This window comes from Duganella caerulea (genome assembly GCF_040362985.1).
Lineage (GTDB): Bacteria > Pseudomonadota > Gammaproteobacteria > Burkholderiales > Burkholderiaceae_D > Rugamonas > Rugamonas vulcania.
Genome location: NZ_BPWJ01000010.1, coordinates 211,708 through 226,546 on the forward strand (window position 1 = coordinate 211,708; position 14,839 = coordinate 226,546).

Here is a 14,839-nt window from a genome sequence, read left to right on the forward strand (position 1 = left end):
GCGCTCCACTTGACGGTGGCGCGCCGTTTTCATTTGTACGGCGGCGTTTTGGTTTATGCTGTCGCTACCTTATTCCCGGGAGCTCACATGAAGCGACTGATACTTTCCCTGGCCGTGCTGGCCGCCGCGCCGGCGTCCGCCCAGACCATCAAGCCCGGCCTGTGGGAGCTGCACAACAAGGTCAAGACCGGCAATGCCCAGGCCGACCAGGCGATGGGCATGGCGCTCAAGCAGCTGGCCAACATGCCGCCCGAGCAGCGCGCGCAGATGGAGGCGATGATGAAGCAGAACGGCGTCTCCATGCCCAAGTCCGGCGGCGACGGCGCCATGGTGCTGACCGCCTGCGTCACGCCCGAAATGGCGGCGAAGAAGGAACTGCCGATGAATCAACAAGGCAAGTGCAGCTCGAAAAGCGAGCCGGTGGCGGGCGGCCTGAACATCTCGTTCAGCTGCACCGACCCGGCCTCCAGCGGCCAGGGCACGCTGCGCTTCAACGGCGACAGCGCCTATGTGATGGACATGCACGTCACCAGCGAGGCCGGCGGCACGCCGCAGAACGTGCAGGTGGAATCGACCGGACGCTGGCTGAGCGCCAGCTGCCCGGCCAAGCCCAACTGATCACTCGGTGTCGGAAAACGCCATGTAGCGCTGGAAGGCCAGCGTGGCGATCGGACCGACCGGCAAGGTGCGCGCCTCGTAGCGGATGCACGGCGTGACCTTGCCGTAATTGCCGGTGTTGAAGATCTCGACCGCCGTCTCCAGCTCCTCAGGACGCACCGAACGCTCCTCGACCACGATGCCCTCCTTGGCCAGCAAGGCGATCACGCGCGCGCGGGTGATGCCGGACAAGAAGGTGCCATTGGCCACCGGCGTCACCACCTTGCCTTCGGGCGTGACCAGGAACAGGTTGGCCGATGCGAACTCGGCCACGTTGCCGGCGTTGTCGCACACCACCGCGTTGTCGAAGCCGCGCTGCTGCGCCTCGCGGATCGCCTTGCTGGTGTTGGCGTACAGCGCGGAGGCCTTGGCGTCGGTTGGCGCCATCGACGGGTCGGGACGGCGCAGCGCCGTCAGGCAGGCGGAGAAGCCGGTGAACGGCGGCATCGGCGCATCGAACAAGGTCAGCGCGAAGGCGCTCTTCTCCGGCACCGGCACCAGCAGGCCGTCGGTGCCGAACACCAGCGGACGCACGTACAGCTCGGCATCAGGCGGGAACTTGGCCACGCCCTCGCGCACCAGCTTTTCCATCTCGTCCACCGACAGCGGGCACACCAGGCCGAGCCGCTCGGACGAGGTGATCACGCGCTGCAGGTGCAGGCGCAGGTCCGGCATGTGGCCGCGGATCGAGCGCGCGCCGTCGAACACGGACGATCCCAGCCAGACGCTGTGGTCCATCGCGCCAAACAAAGGGGTGTTGCCTTCGGACCAGCCGCCGTTGAAGTAAGTCAGATACATGCTTGTTCCTGATGAGTGCTAAAAAGAGCAATTTAGCACGGATCAGAAAGCGTGGCGCAGCCCGATGTTGATCGCCCGGTCGCCATGGCCGGCGCCGGTGGCGTTGCCGACCGTGTAGCCGGCGCCGTTGCGGTTCTGGATGCGGGCGAAGGCGCCGTACAGCTCGGTGCGCCGCGACAGCGCATAGCTGACGCCGACCGCGAACTGGTTGGCGTCGCGGTTGGCGCTGCCGCGGTCGTCCTTGTGGATGTAGGAGGCCAGGAAGGTGGCGGCACCCATCGGCACCGCCACGCCGACCAGCACGTCGCGGCTGTTGTCGGAGGGCGTGCTCTGCACGACCGCGCCGTAGGGGTTGGACATATTCCACGGCGAGCTGCCGGCGCCCCGGCTGTGGCCGTACGCGGCATAGCCGACGAAGCGGCCGAAGTCCACATTGGCCGCCACCAGCGTGTTGCTGGCCGACTGGTCGACCGCCGACGCGGCGCCGCTGGCGTCGAGCGCATTCTCCTTGCGCTGGTGGGTCACGCGCAGGTTGACCGTGCTGCCGGCGTAGCCGATGGTGGCGCCGTAGGCGCGGTTGGCCTTGCTGTTGTAGGGCGACTCGCCGACGCTGTAGATGGCCGCGCCGTTCCAGCCGTTTTTGCTGCGCGGCGACTGGTATTTGATGGTGTTGTCGTAGCGGCGCGTGGTGTAGCCGACCAGGTTGGCCGCGCTGCCGGCCGTGCCGCCGTGGAAGGGATCGGCCACGTCGGTCAGCGTCTCGTACAGCAGGTTGTACTGCCGGCCCAGCGTGACCGCGCCCAGCGGCCCGTCCAGCCCGACGTAGGCCTGGCGGCCGAACAGCTTGCCGTTCTGGTCGGAGGCGCCGGTGTCGTTGAGGATGCCCGCCTCCAGCGTGTAGACGGCCGACGTGCCGCCGCCGAGGTCCTCGCGGCCGCGCACGCCGAGCCGCGAGCCGGCGGACACGCCGCTGTCGAGCCGGGTGTGCGCGCAGGGTCCGTTGCAGCCGCCCTCGGCCACCACGCCGGCGTCGAGCAGGCCGTAGACCTGCACCGGCGATGGCGTTTGAGAAGGCGCCTGCGATGGCGCCTGCGCCGCCGCGACCAGCGGCGCCAACCCTGCCAGCATGATGTAAATCGATTTCATGATGAGCCTGGAAAACGTATGCCGTTAGGCTCATGGTAGGACAGCGGACGCGACCCCTCTGTGCGCGAAACCACGTAGACGGAAAATTCGCCCTCAGTAGTGATATCGGCAGGAGATGATCACCAGGTCCTCGTCCGTGGCTTCGTAGACCAGCCGATTTATCTCGTCTATTCGCCGGGACCATAAACCAGAGAGGTGATGCTTCAATGCCTCTGGTTTCCCGATGCCCGTGAAGGGATCTCTCTGCGCGTCTCTGATCAGATCATTGATGCGCTTGAGTGTCTTCCGGTCCTGCGTCTGCCAATAGAGGTAGCCGGTCCAAGCCTCATCGGTGAACTTCACGTTGCGCATGTTACGTAGCTTCAGTATCCGGCATATCGATTAATTCCCGCTGCCGCAGCTGCCCTGCGCGCGCCTGCGCGATCGATTTTGCCAGGTGCGCCGCGTTTGCGGGCGAGCTCAACAAATGCACGGTCTCCATCAGGCCGCTGTAGTAGTCGAAGGACATGATGACCGCATCCGGCGCGTCACGGCGTGAGATGACGGTGACATCAGCATCTTCGACGACCTGGTCGATCACAGTCCGAAGACTGTTGCGAGCATCGGAAAAATTGACGATTCTCATAGGATTCTCCCATTTCAAACTTGTACGGTAAATTGTACATGTTTAATTCTCCGGGCGGTTTATTTATTCCTGTCATCAGTTGCCCGTAGGACAGCCAACGTTCGCCAGCGTACATACTTGGCAGAGTTATACGACTATACTGCGGCTTTGTACCTACGCGGTTCGTCCGCCCCACGCATGCTCGAAATCCTTGAACGCATCGACGCAAACAGCAACGACATCGGCCTGATGGTCGAGCTGTTCGACACCCTGCGTCCGCAGCGCGCCACCGACGGCGCGCGCGCCACCGCCAACGTCCGCACCCTGTGCCAGCTACTGAAGGGCAACCCCGCCCACGCGCGGGCGCTGGGCCGCTACGCCCGCACGCTGCTGTCCAGCCGCCGCCACGCCAGCCTGTACACCGAGATCGGCGTGCTGTCCAACGATGGCTTCTTCACCGAATTCAAGCGCCGCATCGCCTACCGCATCCTGCCGCCCGCGCTGGGCGACGAATACCTGAGCGACGCGCTCGACCAGGTGGTCTACAAGCGCACCGACCACATCTGGATCGCCGCCGTGCCGGCCGCCGACTGGCTGGCCCTGATCGACGTGATCAGCCTGCACGACGAGGAAGAACAGCAGCCGCAGCTGATGCTGCCCGGCCTGCTGGAGGCGATCCGCACGCTGTCCTACCGCGTGTGCGCCATCGGCCTGGAACCCAAGCTGACCAATTTCCACACCGAGATGGAGACCTACGAATCGCCGTTCATGGTGCAGAACTTCGAGGTCAACGCCTATCTCGACAACTACCAGCGCATGCTGGACGGCGACGAAGCCGCGCTGGAAGATGCGCGCCACCTGCTGGTGATGCTGGACCAGTGCGACGGCGTGGTGGCCAAGATCCGCAAGAAGGCGCTGAGCCAGGGCACCAGCATCGCCCTCACCTACCTGCTGGTGACGCTGACGCAAAGCATCGACCGCCTGCGCAAGCTGCTGTTCCTGGTGGACGTCAGCGGCGAGCTGCCGGCCGCCGCCGCGGCCGAGCTCAACCTGCTGGCCGCCACTCACGCGCCGCACCAGCAGGAAGGTCCGCCCAGCCCGCGCCGCAGCGCCGCCGTCGGCCTGGGCCTGGAGCTGATCAAGGCGCACAACCACAAGTACCAGCTGCGCGACCTGATGCACGATAACATCGACCTGCTGGCGCGCAACGTCACCGAGAACGCCAGCCACACCGGCGAGCACTACGTGGCCAGCCAGCGCAAGGAGCTGACCGGCATGTTCGTGTCATCGGCCGGCGCCGGCCTGGTGATCGGCTTCATGGCGCTGTTCAAGATCCTGATGTCCTACCTGCGCGCCGCGCCGCTGGTCGAAGCCTTCCTGTTCAGCATGAACTACTCGCTGGGCTTCATGTTCATCCACTTGCTGCACTTCACGGTCGCCACCAAGCAGCCGGCGATGACGGCCTCGCGCATCGCGGCCGGCCTGCACAGCAAGGACGGGCGCAACATCGACATCGACAGCATGGCCGAGCTGTGCGTCAAGGTGATCCGCACGCAGAACATGGCGGTGCTGGGCAACCTGGCCACCGCCATCCCCACCGCCTGGCTGATCGCGCTGGCCTGGCCGTGGCTGACCGGCCACCACCTGGTCTCGCCGGAAAAAGCCATGCGCCTGCTGAGCGATATCGACCCGATCCACGGCCCCACGCTGATCTACGCCGCCATCGCCGGCGTCTGCCTGTTCGTGGCCGGCCTGATCTCCGGCTACTACGACAACAAGGCGCTGTACACCCGCTGGTCGCAACGCATCGCGCAGCTGCGCGGCCTGCGCTGGCTGCTGGGGCAGGAACGCCTGGCGCGCCTCGGCGTCTACATGGAGAACAACCTCGGCGGCCTGATGGGCAATTTCTTCTTCGGCATCCTGCTCGGCGTGATGCCGCTGTTGGGCTTCCTGCTGGGGCTGCCGCTGGACATCCGCCACGTGACGTTCTCATCGGCGAACTTTGCGACGGCCATGGTGGGACTGGATTACCATGTCAGCTGGCAACTGGTGCTGACCTCGGTGGCCGGTTTCCTGGCCATCGGCACGGTCAACCTGCTGGTCAGCTTCGGGCTGGCGCTGTGGGTGGCGCTGCGCTCGCGCCAGGCGCGCTTCAAGCAGGGCTGGCAGCTGCTCAAGGCGCTGGGCCGCCGGTTCCGCCAGGGGCCGGTATCGTTCTTCTTCGGCTCCGAGGCCGAGGAAGCTGAGTTGATTGAAACAGCGGTCGCCACGGAGAGGTCACATAAATGAAACTCGCGCGCATGCGGTTCTGGTTACCCCTCTGCCTGATGTGCTGGGGCTTGCTGGGCGCATGCGCATCGCTGCCCAACGTGACGGCGATGAGCGACAAGCTGGAGCCGGCCGCCGTGCCCAGCGTGCAAGGCGTCAACGGCAGCCTGAGCCCGGAGCGCGGCAAGGCCTTGCTGGCCAAGCGCTGGCCCAAGGCGACGCTGGACCTGCAGGCCCAGGCCGCGCTGGAGGAAGCCGCCACCGGCGTGCCCCTCATCGCCGGCAACAAGTGCACGCTGCTGTTCGACGGCCCGCAGACCATGACGGAGATGCTCAAGGCCATCACCGCCGCGCGCAACCACATCAACCTGGAAACCTACATCTTCGACCAGGACGAGCTGGGCCTGAAGTTCGCCGACGCGCTGATCGACAAGCAGCGGCAAGGTGTGACGGTCAACGTCCTGTACGACAGCGTCGGCACCATCGGCGTGCCGGCCGAGTTCTTCGAGCGGATGCGCAAGGCCGGCATCCACCTGGTGGAATTCAACCCGGTCAATCCGGCCAAGCTGAGCGGCGAAAGCTGGAAGCTCAACAACCGCGACCACCGCAAGGTGCTGATCGTCGACGGCAAGGTCGCCTTTACCGGCGGCATCAACATCAGCGCCACGTACGCGCGCAGCTCGCTGTTCCGCTCCTCCGCCAGGCCGACCGACAAATCGCAGGTGGGCTGGCGCGATACCCACATCAAGGTCGAAGGGCCGGCGGTGCAAGCCTTCCAGTGGCTGTTCGTGCGGCATTGGGTGGCGCAGGACAAGGATGACCTGGCGGACGCCGACTACTTCCCCAAGCCGGTGGTGGCCGGCGACAAGGTGGTGCGCGTGCTGGGCAGCGACCCCGGCGGCAAGTTCGAGATCTACAAGGCCTACAACCTGGCGATCCAGGAAGCCAGGAAGAGCATCCACATCACTTCGGCCTACTTCGTGCCGGACCGGCAGACGGTGGACGCGCTGATGGCCGCCGCGCGGCGCGGGGTGGACGTCAAGATCGTGCTGCCGGGCGTGTCCGACAGCGGCCTGGTGTTCTACGCCGGCCACGCCTTCTACGACGATTTGCTGGAGAGCGGCGTGCAGATCTACCAGTTGAAGCTGGCGGTCCTGCACGCCAAGACCGCCGTCATCGACGGCAACTGGTCGACGGTCGGCTCGACCAACATCGACACCCGCAGCTTCCTGCACAACAGCGAGCTCAACGTGGTGGTCATGGGCGACGTCTTCGGCACCGAAATGGAGAAAGCCTTCCAGGAAGACCTGCGCGACTCGGTGCAAGTGACGCTGGAAAGCTGGCGCCACCGTCCCTGGTCCGACCGCCTGCGCGAATTCGCCGCCCGCTTCATGAACTATTGGCTTTAAATCAGGCTTCGGCGGTCAGCGACCAGGTGTCGCCGCTGCGCTGGAAGCGCTCGGTGTGCGAGACTTCGAAGCTGCCGGTGCCGTCCACCCAGCTGTAACGCTGCACTTCCACCTTGTCGTGCTCGACCCGGATGACGTTGAAGGAATTCGACTCCCCCCGCCCGCGCGTGGACGTGGCCGTGCCGGCCTGCACCATCAAGGCCGCGTAGCCGCTGATCTCGTAACGCTGCGCGGTGTTGTGCGCGTGGCTGACGTGCAGGTGCCCCGCCAGCAGCAAGTCCACGCCGCACTCGGCGAACGCCTGCATCGCCAGCGGCGCGCGGTCGACCAGGTCGCCCTCGTCGTGCGTCTCCGGCATGTCGAACGGATGGTGCGTGACGACGATGCGCGTCAGGTGCGGATCCACCGCGCTCATGCGGCGATGGATCTGGTCGATCTGCTCGCGGTTGATGCGTCCGTCCTTGAAGGTCAGCGACCGAGCGGTGTTGATGCCCAACACGGCGATCTCGTCGTCCACATATTCCGGCGTCAGGTCCAGCGTGACGTAGCGCGTGTACTTGCGCAGCGGCGCCAGGAAACGGCTGGCGACGTTATACAAGGGGATGTCGTGATTGCCCGGCACCACGATCTGCGGCCCCGGCAAGGTGTCCAGGAAGGCCCGCGCCGCCTGGAACTCCTCGGTCCTGGCGCGTTGAGTCAGGTCGCCGGACACCACCACCACGTCCGGCGCCAAGCTGGCCGTCAAGGCTTGCAGCGGGCGCAGCAGCTTGTGGTCGACACGGCCGAAATGCAGATCGGATAAATGTACGATGGTGCGCATGCTGGCCTCCTCAGCTAGTCCGGAACGATGACGCTCAACGCCCCCGCCCGCGAGCGGTAGCACAGCGGCGGCTTCATCAGCGACACTTCGCCGTCGGTGGCCACGCGCATGTGGTGGTGGCGCGTCTCGATGGTCAACTCCGACGCCGACAGCACGTCGAAATCGCGCGTCTGCCCCAGCTTGCCGAGCATGGCGCGCACGCCGTAGCGCAGCAGCCCCAGCCGCGAAGGCTTCTGCGCCACGTACAGGCAAAGCTTGCCGCTATCGAGTCCCGCGCGCGCGCCCAGCGTCAGGCCCTGCTGGTATTCATTGTTGCCGATGAAGACGAAGGGCGTGCGGCGCAGATGCTCCTCGCCATTGATCTTCAGCCGCACGCTCATGAACGGAAAGCGCCGCAGCGCCGCGAACAGCGCGCGCCCGAACGCCGGCCACTTGCTGCGGCCCAGATGGCGCTGCTGCTGCTCGCGGTCGCGAACGATGTCGGGGTAAATGCCCAGGCCCGAGTTGTTGAGGAAGATGCGGCCATTGACCTCGCCCACGTCCACCGCGCACGCCCGGCCCCGCACCGCGTTGGCCACAGCCGCGTCCAAGTCCAGCGGGATCTTCAAATCCTTGGCGAAATGATTCAGCGTACCCAGCGGCAGAACGCCGAGCCGGGTCTTGGTGCCGACCAGCACCGAGGCCACCGCGTTGATGGTGCCGTCGCCGCCGCCCGCCACCACCACAGGCGCGCCCTCGGCCACGGCCCGCTCGGCGCGCGCGATCATTTCCGCGCCGTTCTTGGCCAGCGTGATGTCGGGCTCGACGCCGTGGCGGCGGAATTTCTCCGTCAACGCGGCGGTCCAGCCGCCGCAGTAGCCCTGCCCCGCGCTGGCGTTGACGATGACGACGATGCTGTCCAGTGGATACTCCGTAAACGATTTATAAGGTTTTGGCTTCGCGCCGCCGGCGCAGCGTCGAGATCGCCGTGATGCAGACCGCCAGCCACGCGACGCTCTCGGCCATCGCCGCCAGCACGTCGCTCAGGTAATGCGCGCCCAGATAGACACGGCTCAACGCCACCAACAATACCATCATGGCACAGGCCGCCGCCGCACCCAAGCGCACATGCCAGTGCGGGCGGGCGATCATCACATAGCTCGCCAGCAGGCCGTAGTACAAGGTCGCCACCGACGCATGGCCGCTGGGGAAGCTGTACGTCATCAAGGTCACCAGCGGCTCGTCGAACAGCGGCCGCACGCGCTGGAAGTGATATTTCAACGCCACATTCAGTATCGCGCCGGTGGGCACGGCCACCAGCAGCGCCAGCAGCCAATAACGCGCCCGCACGCGCCAGAAATACCAGCCCAGCGCCGCCACCAGCACCACCATGCCGACGCCGGTATGCATCAGCGACACGCCAAGCATGAAGCTGGTCAGAGGTTCGAAGGCGCGCACATGGAACCAGTGCGCCACCTGCGCGTCCAGCACGGTGATCGCCTCCTTGCCCATCACATCCTCTGCCAGTTCGCCGAAAATCGCCACAGACAGCACCAGCAGGACCAGCCCGGCGGTCAGGTGCAGGCCGAATTCGCCTCCCGGCGACAGTCTTGCCTCAATGAAACGGATGAATTTGCTGAAAATTTGGTGCTCCAAGGGCCCTAGCCGTTCAAGTTGTTGGAAAAATCACGAAAAAACGAATTTACTGTTTATTTGCACAGTACCTGTTTATTCATACAGTAGTTATGCTATTCTGAACTCCTCGTTAAACACTACTCCTCCAAAAGGAAACGTCATGACTACACTGCATAGCAGCTTTAGCTCCCGCTTCGGTCTCGAATACATGCCGACCTCGTTCCTGGTGCGCATGGGCAAACGCGAACTGCTGGTGTGCCGTGACTTCCGCAAGCGCTACTACGCGGTGAACCCGATCATGGAATGCGACACCGGCGTGCAGGCAGGCCATCTGGAAGTATTGATGTTCCGCCGCTGGTTGTTGATCCTGTCGAAGGCTCACTAATGGTTGCCGGTGCCAGTTGCCCGATCCAGTCGCAAGACAGGCCGGCCAACGCCGCTGCCTCGCTCGCGCTCCTCACCTGGGTTTGGCAACTGGCGTACCGTCATCAAACAGATTCGCCTCGTACCACAGCGTCACAAACAGCACCATCACAACAGGACCGATAAACAGTCCGACCAGGCCCAGGGTCTCGACCCCGCCCAGGATGCCGAACAGTACGGCCAGGAACGGCAGCCGCGTGGCGTTGCCGATCATGCCCGGCCGTACAAAGTGGTCCGCCACGAACAGCACGATCGTGCCCCACACCGCCACCGCGATGGCGGCCGGCACCGCGCCGTTGAACACCAGCACCGCCGCCGCGCTGACAAAAGCGACCGGCGCACCAAATGGAATGATCGCCAGGATACCCGTCACCGCCGCCCACAGAGCGGGGGACGGCAGGCCTGCGATCGCGTAGCCGATGCCGATCAACACGCCCTCCGCCAGGCCCACCAGCACCAGGCCGTTGACGGTGGCGCGGATCGCCGTCGGGATTTTTTCAGCATAGCGCGCCCAGCGCTGCTCGCTGAAGCAATGGCTGCCGATGGCGGTGATCTGACGGTTCAGCGCCTCGCCGTCCTTGTAGAAGAAGAACAGGCACAAGAAGGCCAGGCCGAAATCGACCAGCCGGTGCATGAAGCCCACGCCGGCCACCTTGATCATGTCGCTGGCCGAATGCAGGCCGTTGATTTCGCGCTCGGACAGCAGGTGCGACAAGCCGTGCGGCTGGCTCAGCGTGGCCTGCCACCAGTCGCTGATCCACTCGCCCACCATGGGCAGGTGCTGGATGAAGGCCGGCACCGGGATGCCGTCGGTGTTGGCGGTGACCAGGTAGTTGGCCAGTTCCGGCGCCTGCTTGGCGGCCTGCGCCACGCCCAGCGACACGGGGATGATGAAGACGGCGGCGCAGATCAGGGTCAGCGCGGCGGCGGCCAGCACGTGGTGGCGGCCGAAGCGCGCGCGGATGCGCTTGTACAGCGGCCACGTCGCCACGCACAGGATGCCGGCCCACACCAGCGGCAGGAAGAAGCGATGCATGATGAATGCCGCCAGTGCGATCAAGGTCAGGGAAAAGCCGGCACTGAGGATATCGCGCTGGGTTTCGGTCATCGGAGTGTCTCCTGGTCAATATTGGGGGCTATGGTAAGCGCATTTGGCCCGGCCGCACATGCCGCAGCAAAGTTTTAATTATTTTCTAAGCGTGTTTCGACGCCTGCTCGCAGCAAGTGCGCAAGAAATCCCGCAGCTGCAGCACCGTCGGCGTGATCTGCGCGCGATGCATGCACAGCATGTTGAGCGGCGCCGGTTCGCCCAGTATTTCCGGCATCAGGATCTGCAGGCGCCCGCTGCGGATATCGTCCGACAGGTCCAGCCGCGATTTGTAGGCGATGCCCAGGCCCGCCACCGCCCAGCGCCGCACCACGTCGGCGTCGTCGGCGCTGCGGTTGCCGCTGACGTGCAGGGCCATCGGCTCGGCGGCGGCGTCGCGCTGGAAGGTCCAGCGGTCGTGCACCACCTCGTCCACCATGAAGCGCAGGCAGTTGTGGCGCAGCAGATCGTTCAGGTCCTTGAGCCGGCCGTGCTGGCGGATGTAGTCCGGCGAGGCCACCAGCACGCGGCGGTTGTCCGGCGCCAGCGGCAGCGCCACCAGGCTGGAATCGTCCTGCCGGCCGTAGCGGACGGCGAGGTCGACCGGCTGCCGGTACATGTCCGACACGCGGTCGCTGATGCTGAGCTGGAAGCTGACCTTGGGGTAGTGGGCCTGGAACAGGTCCAGCCAGCCCACCATCATGTTGCGGCCCAGGTCGGACGGCATCGAGATCTTCAGCGTGCCGCCCAGCGTTTCCTGGCCCTGGATCAGCGCGTCGTGGCCTTCCTTCAGCAGTCGCAGCGCCTCGCGCGCATTGCCCAGGTAATGCTCGCCCTCCTCCGTCAGCCGCAGCGAGCGCGTGGTGCGGGCGAACAGCCGCAGTCCCAGCTCCCCCTCCAGCCGCTTGACGGCGGCGCTGGCCAGGGCCGGCGATATCTCCAGCTCGCGCGCGGCGGCCGACAAGCTGCCGCGGTCTGCCGTGCGGACAAAGACCGTCAAATCATCCAATCGCAGCACTATCTTCATTCCTTTGAAAGTGTTTCGCTAATCAGCCTCTTTTTCAAGGCCACGAAATAAATGATGATACTCCCATCCTTAATCGACCGGAGTATTCCATGAAAGCCGTTGCCTACCGCAAGTCCCTTCCCATCACCCACGACGACGCCCTGATCGACGTCGACCTGCCGGCGCCGCAAGCGGCCGGCCACGACCTGCTGGTCGAAGTGAAAGCCATCTCGGTCAATCCGGTGGACGTGAAGATCCGCGCCAACATGGCGCCGGCCGAAGGCGAGAGCAAAGTCATCGGCTGGGACGCTGCCGGCGTGGTCAAGGCGGTCGGTCCCGACGTCACACTGTTCCAGCCGGGCGATGAAGTCTGGTACGCCGGCGCGCTGATGCGTCCCGGCACCAACAGCGAACTGCACCTGGTGGACGAGCGCATCGCCGGCCACAAGCCGCGCAAGCTCGACTTCGGCCAGGCCGCCGCGCTGCCGCTGACCGCCATCACCGCATGGGAATTGCTGTTCGAACGGCTGGAAGTGAGCCGCGACAAGGGCGCGTCCGGCCAGTCGCTGCTGGTGATCGGCGCGGCCGGCGGCGTCGGCTCCATCCTGGTGCAGCTCGCGCGCCAGCTCACGGGCCTGACCGTGATCGGCACCGCCTCGCGCCCCGACACGGCGGCCTGGGTGCGGGAGCTGGGCGCCCACCACGTCATCGACCACACCAAGCCGCTGAACGAAGAGATCGCCCGCCTCGGCCTGCCGCCGGTGAACTACGTCGCCAGCCTGAACCAGACCGACCACCACTGGAACGCCATCGCCGAACTGGTCGCGCCACAAGGCAAGGTCGCGCTGATCGACGATCCGGCCGCCATCGACGTGCGCCTGCTGAAGCGCAAGAGCGTGTCGCTGCACTGGGAATTCATGTTCACCCGTTCGATGTTCGCCACGGCCGACATGCAGAAGCAGCATCAACTGCTGAACGACGTGGCCACGCTGGTCGATACCGGCGTCATCAAGACCACGCTGGCCGAACGCTACGGCAAGATCAACGCGGCCAACCTGAAGCGCGCGCATGCCCTCATCGAGAGCAACCGCGCCAAGGGCAAGATCGTGCTGGAAGGCTTTTAAACGGTCGGCGCTTCACCGGTGCGGGCGCGCTCCAGCGCCTGGCGCGCACGCAACATGGCCAGCGCCGCGTTGTCGTGCTCGGCCAGCGCATCCTGCATGGTGCAGGCCGACACGCACGAACTCTCCAGTATCTGCAGGAACAGCGCCTGACGCCGCCGCAGGCCGGGCGACTGGTAGCCCAGCTGGTCGAACATGCGGCCGATGTCCAGGCAGTAGCTGCGCAGCTCCCACATGGTGTTCTTGGTGACTTCGATATCGTTGCGCATGCTGAGGTCGACGTCGATCAGTTCCAGCTGCGCCGCGCCCTCGCCCGAGTAGGCGCGGATGGCGGGCAGCCACTGCTCGAACTTGCCGGCGATGCGCTGGATACGGATGATCTTCTGGTCCAGCGTGCGGCAATAATGCCAGCACAGCCAACATACCGGCAGCCGCGCCAGGAGGCGCGGCAAGCCGACCGATTGCAGGGTGCGTTCAAGTTTCCTGACGGCGTCGAGCAAACGACGCGTGCTATCGCTGACGGGAGGGGAAGACATGGTGGATGCTCCTGTAGGAATTCAGGAACACAGTAGCTGCCGCATCAAACCTCGCGTTTGATGCGGCGTAAAGTCCACGCAGATTTATTCGGCCTTGCGGAACATGGCCTTGATGCCGCGGAGGCCCTGTCGTATCCGCGCCTCATTTTCGATCAGCGCGAAACGCACATACTCGTCGCCGTAGTCGCCGAAGCCGATGCCGGGCGACACGCACACCTTGGCTTCGGCCAGCAGCAGCTTGGAGAACTCCAGCGAGCCCAGGTGGCGGTACTGCTCCGGTATGCGCGCCCAGATGTACATCGACGCCTTCGGCTTGTCCACCGGCCAGCCGGCCTCGCACAAGCCCTTGTGCAGCACGTCGCGGCGGCTCTGGTACATCGCGCAGATCTCGCTCACGCAGCTCTGGTCGCCTTCCAGCGCGGCGATCGCCGCCACCTGCACCGGCGTGAAGCTGCCGTAGTCGTGGTAGCTCTTGATGCGCGCCAGCGCCGCCACCAGCTCCTTGTTGCCGACCATGAAGCCGATGCGCCAGCCCGCCATGTTGTAGCTCTTGGACATGGTGAAGAATTCCACCGCCACGTCGCGCGCGCCGGGCACTTGCATGATGGATGGCGCCTTCCAGCCGTCGAAGGTGATGTCGGCATAGGCCAGGTCGTGCACCACCAAGATGTTGTGCTGCCTGGCCAGCGCCACCACGCGCTCGAAGAACTCCAGCTCAACGCACTGCGCGGTCGGGTTGGACGGGAAGCCGAGGATCATCATCTTCGGCTTGGGATAGCTCTCGCGCACCGCGCGCTCCAGCTCGTCGAAGAAGTCGACGCCGGGCGTCATGCGCACCGAGCGGATGTTGGCGCCGGCGATCACCGCGCCCCAGATGTGGATCGGGTAGCTGGGATTTGGCACCAGCACCGTGTCGCCCTGGTCCAGCGTGGCCAGCATCAGGTGCGCCAGGCCCTCCTTGGAGCCGATGGTGACGATAGCTTCCGAGTCGGGATCGAACTCGACCTCGTAGCGGTTCTTGTACCACTTGGTGATCGCGCGGCGCAGGCGCGGTATGCCCTTGGAGGCCGAGTAGCCGTGCGTGTCGGGACGTTGCACGGTGTCGACCAGTTTTTCGACGATGTGCGCCGGCGTGGCGCCATCGGGATTCCCCATCGACATGTCGATGATGTCTTCGCCGCGACGGCGCGCCGCGAGCTTGAGCTCGGCGGTGACATTGAAAACGTAGGGAGGCAGGCGATCGATGCGCGAAAAGCTGCGCGGAGTTTGGGTGTCAGTCATGGATGTCTCACGTAAGCGCCCGGAACCGTCCGAGCGACGTCGATGCAATGTTGCATCGGTATCCATACT

16 protein-coding genes are annotated in these 14,839 nt (G+C 65.1%); 5 read left to right on the forward strand and 11 right to left on the reverse strand.

The features are described from left to right. Window positions 1–87: 87 nt before the first annotated feature. On the forward strand, window positions 88–618 hold the full coding sequence (locus ACUJB0_RS26680) for a DUF3617 domain-containing protein (protein WP_444847875.1): 531 nt from the start codon (window positions 88–90) through the stop codon (window positions 616–618). On the opposite strand, the gene ACUJB0_RS26685 is transcribed toward ACUJB0_RS26680, so the two are convergent. From ACUJB0_RS26685 to ACUJB0_RS26700, 4 genes are all read right to left on the reverse strand, one after another. Further along, window positions 619–1,455: a branched-chain amino acid aminotransferase gene (locus ACUJB0_RS26685; protein WP_444847876.1), complete on the reverse strand. Its 837-nt coding sequence runs from the start codon at window positions 1,453–1,455 to the stop codon at window positions 619–621. 42 nt (window positions 1,456–1,497) lie between these two features. Further along, window positions 1,498–2,601 (reverse strand): porin, encoded by a 1,104-nt coding sequence (locus ACUJB0_RS26690; protein WP_444847877.1) that lies wholly within the window; start codon window positions 2,599–2,601, stop codon window positions 1,498–1,500. A 93-nt stretch (window positions 2,602–2,694) separates the two neighbouring features. Beyond that, window positions 2,695–2,952, reverse strand: coding sequence for a Txe/YoeB family addiction module toxin (locus ACUJB0_RS26695; RefSeq protein WP_444847878.1), 258 nt, complete (start codon window positions 2,950–2,952; stop codon window positions 2,695–2,697). A 1-nt stretch (window position 2,953) separates the two neighbouring features. After that, a complete protein-coding gene (locus tag ACUJB0_RS26700; protein ID WP_444847879.1) occupies window positions 2,954–3,226 on the reverse strand; it encodes a type II toxin-antitoxin system Phd/YefM family antitoxin in 273 nt (90 codons plus the stop codon). A 177-nt stretch (window positions 3,227–3,403) separates the two neighbouring features. On the opposite strand from ACUJB0_RS26700, the gene ACUJB0_RS26705 reads away from it, so the two are divergent. Continuing rightward, complete coding sequence (locus tag ACUJB0_RS26705; protein WP_444847880.1) at window positions 3,404–5,494, forward strand: site-specific recombinase; 2,091 nt, start codon at window positions 3,404–3,406, stop codon at window positions 5,492–5,494. Further along, window positions 5,491–6,882 (forward strand): cardiolipin synthase, encoded by a 1,392-nt coding sequence (gene cls, locus ACUJB0_RS26710; RefSeq protein ID WP_444847881.1) that lies wholly within the window; start codon window positions 5,491–5,493, stop codon window positions 6,880–6,882. The genes ACUJB0_RS26705 and cls overlap by 4 nt, the downstream gene beginning before the upstream one ends. 1 nt (window position 6,883) lies before the next feature. Here the strand turns inward: cls and ACUJB0_RS26715 are convergent, their stop codons facing one another. The 3 genes from ACUJB0_RS26715 to ACUJB0_RS26725 form a co-directional block, all read right to left on the reverse strand. Then, window positions 6,884–7,702, reverse strand: coding sequence for a metallophosphoesterase family protein (locus tag ACUJB0_RS26715; RefSeq protein ID WP_444847882.1), 819 nt, complete (start codon window positions 7,700–7,702; stop codon window positions 6,884–6,886). A 14-nt stretch (window positions 7,703–7,716) separates the two neighbouring features. Then, entirely contained in the window at window positions 7,717–8,535 is an 819-nt protein-coding gene (locus tag ACUJB0_RS26720) for a diacylglycerol/lipid kinase family protein (protein ID WP_444847883.1), read from the reverse strand. Window positions 8,536–8,623: 88 nt separating this feature from the next. Next, entirely contained in the window at window positions 8,624–9,337 is a 714-nt protein-coding gene (locus ACUJB0_RS26725; RefSeq protein WP_444847884.1) for a phosphatase PAP2 family protein, read from the reverse strand. A 139-nt stretch (window positions 9,338–9,476) separates the two neighbouring features. Here ACUJB0_RS26725 and ACUJB0_RS26730 point away from each other — a divergent pair, with 139 nt between their 5' ends. After that, window positions 9,477–9,701, forward strand: coding sequence for a hypothetical protein (locus ACUJB0_RS26730; protein ID WP_117015194.1), 225 nt, complete (start codon window positions 9,477–9,479; stop codon window positions 9,699–9,701). A gap of 72 nt (window positions 9,702–9,773) precedes the next feature. Here ACUJB0_RS26730 and ACUJB0_RS26735 read toward each other — a convergent pair whose 3' ends face one another. Beyond that, a complete protein-coding gene (locus tag ACUJB0_RS26735; protein ID WP_444847885.1) occupies window positions 9,774–10,847 on the reverse strand; it encodes an AI-2E family transporter in 1,074 nt (357 codons plus the stop codon). A gap of 85 nt (window positions 10,848–10,932) precedes the next feature. Beyond that, complete coding sequence (locus ACUJB0_RS26740) at window positions 10,933–11,853, reverse strand: LysR family transcriptional regulator (RefSeq protein ID WP_444847886.1); 921 nt, start codon at window positions 11,851–11,853, stop codon at window positions 10,933–10,935. A gap of 89 nt (window positions 11,854–11,942) precedes the next feature. On the opposite strand from ACUJB0_RS26740, the gene ACUJB0_RS26745 reads away from it, so the two are divergent. Beyond that, the gene (locus tag ACUJB0_RS26745) at window positions 11,943–12,956 is read left to right on the forward strand and encodes a zinc-binding alcohol dehydrogenase family protein (RefSeq protein WP_444847887.1); all 1,014 of its coding nucleotides are present in this window, start codon (window positions 11,943–11,945) and stop codon (window positions 12,954–12,956) included. Here ACUJB0_RS26745 and ACUJB0_RS26750 read toward each other — a convergent pair. Together ACUJB0_RS26750 and alaC are read right to left on the reverse strand one after the other, a co-directional pair. Continuing rightward, window positions 12,953–13,489 carry a hypothetical protein gene (locus ACUJB0_RS26750; RefSeq protein ID WP_444847888.1) on the reverse strand — a complete coding sequence of 179 codons (537 nt, stop codon included), beginning with the start codon at window positions 13,487–13,489 and terminating at the stop codon, window positions 12,953–12,955. The genes ACUJB0_RS26745 and ACUJB0_RS26750 overlap by 4 nt on opposite strands. 84 nt (window positions 13,490–13,573) lie before the next feature. Continuing rightward, window positions 13,574–14,770 carry an alanine transaminase gene (gene alaC / locus ACUJB0_RS26755; protein ID WP_444847889.1) on the reverse strand — a complete coding sequence of 399 codons (1,197 nt, stop codon included), beginning with the start codon at window positions 14,768–14,770 and terminating at the stop codon, window positions 13,574–13,576. Window positions 14,771–14,839 lie beyond the last annotated feature (69 nt).

Excerpts from the sequence above, each read along its gene's own strand:
- ACUJB0_RS26680 (WP_444847875.1), top strand. The coding sequence starts at position 88 with ATGAAGCGACTGATACTTTCCCTGGCCGTGCTGGCCGCCGCGCCGGCG.
- ACUJB0_RS26685 (WP_444847876.1), bottom strand. The coding sequence starts at position 1,455 with ATGTATCTGACTTACTTCAACGGCGGCTGGTCCGAAGGCAACACCCCT.
- ACUJB0_RS26690 (WP_444847877.1), bottom strand. The coding sequence starts at position 2,601 with ATGAAATCGATTTACATCATGCTGGCAGGGTTGGCGCCGCTGGTCGCG.
- ACUJB0_RS26695 (WP_444847878.1), bottom strand. The coding sequence starts at position 2,952 with ATGCGCAACGTGAAGTTCACCGATGAGGCTTGGACCGGCTACCTCTAT.
- ACUJB0_RS26700 (WP_444847879.1), bottom strand. The coding sequence starts at position 3,226 with ATGAGAATCGTCAATTTTTCCGATGCTCGCAACAGTCTTCGGACTGTG.
- ACUJB0_RS26705 (WP_444847880.1), top strand. The coding sequence starts at position 3,404 with ATGCTCGAAATCCTTGAACGCATCGACGCAAACAGCAACGACATCGGC.
- cls (WP_444847881.1), top strand. The coding sequence starts at position 5,491 with ATGAAACTCGCGCGCATGCGGTTCTGGTTACCCCTCTGCCTGATGTGC.
- ACUJB0_RS26715 (WP_444847882.1), bottom strand. The coding sequence starts at position 7,702 with ATGCGCACCATCGTACATTTATCCGATCTGCATTTCGGCCGTGTCGAC.
- ACUJB0_RS26730 (WP_117015194.1), top strand. The coding sequence starts at position 9,477 with ATGACTACACTGCATAGCAGCTTTAGCTCCCGCTTCGGTCTCGAATAC.
- ACUJB0_RS26735 (WP_444847885.1), bottom strand. The coding sequence starts at position 10,847 with ATGACCGAAACCCAGCGCGATATCCTCAGTGCCGGCTTTTCCCTGACC.
- ACUJB0_RS26740 (WP_444847886.1), bottom strand. The coding sequence starts at position 11,853 with ATGAAGATAGTGCTGCGATTGGATGATTTGACGGTCTTTGTCCGCACG.
- ACUJB0_RS26745 (WP_444847887.1), top strand. The coding sequence starts at position 11,943 with ATGAAAGCCGTTGCCTACCGCAAGTCCCTTCCCATCACCCACGACGAC.
- ACUJB0_RS26750 (WP_444847888.1), bottom strand. The coding sequence starts at position 13,489 with ATGTCTTCCCCTCCCGTCAGCGATAGCACGCGTCGTTTGCTCGACGCC.
- alaC (WP_444847889.1), bottom strand. The coding sequence starts at position 14,770 with ATGACTGACACCCAAACTCCGCGCAGCTTTTCGCGCATCGATCGCCTG.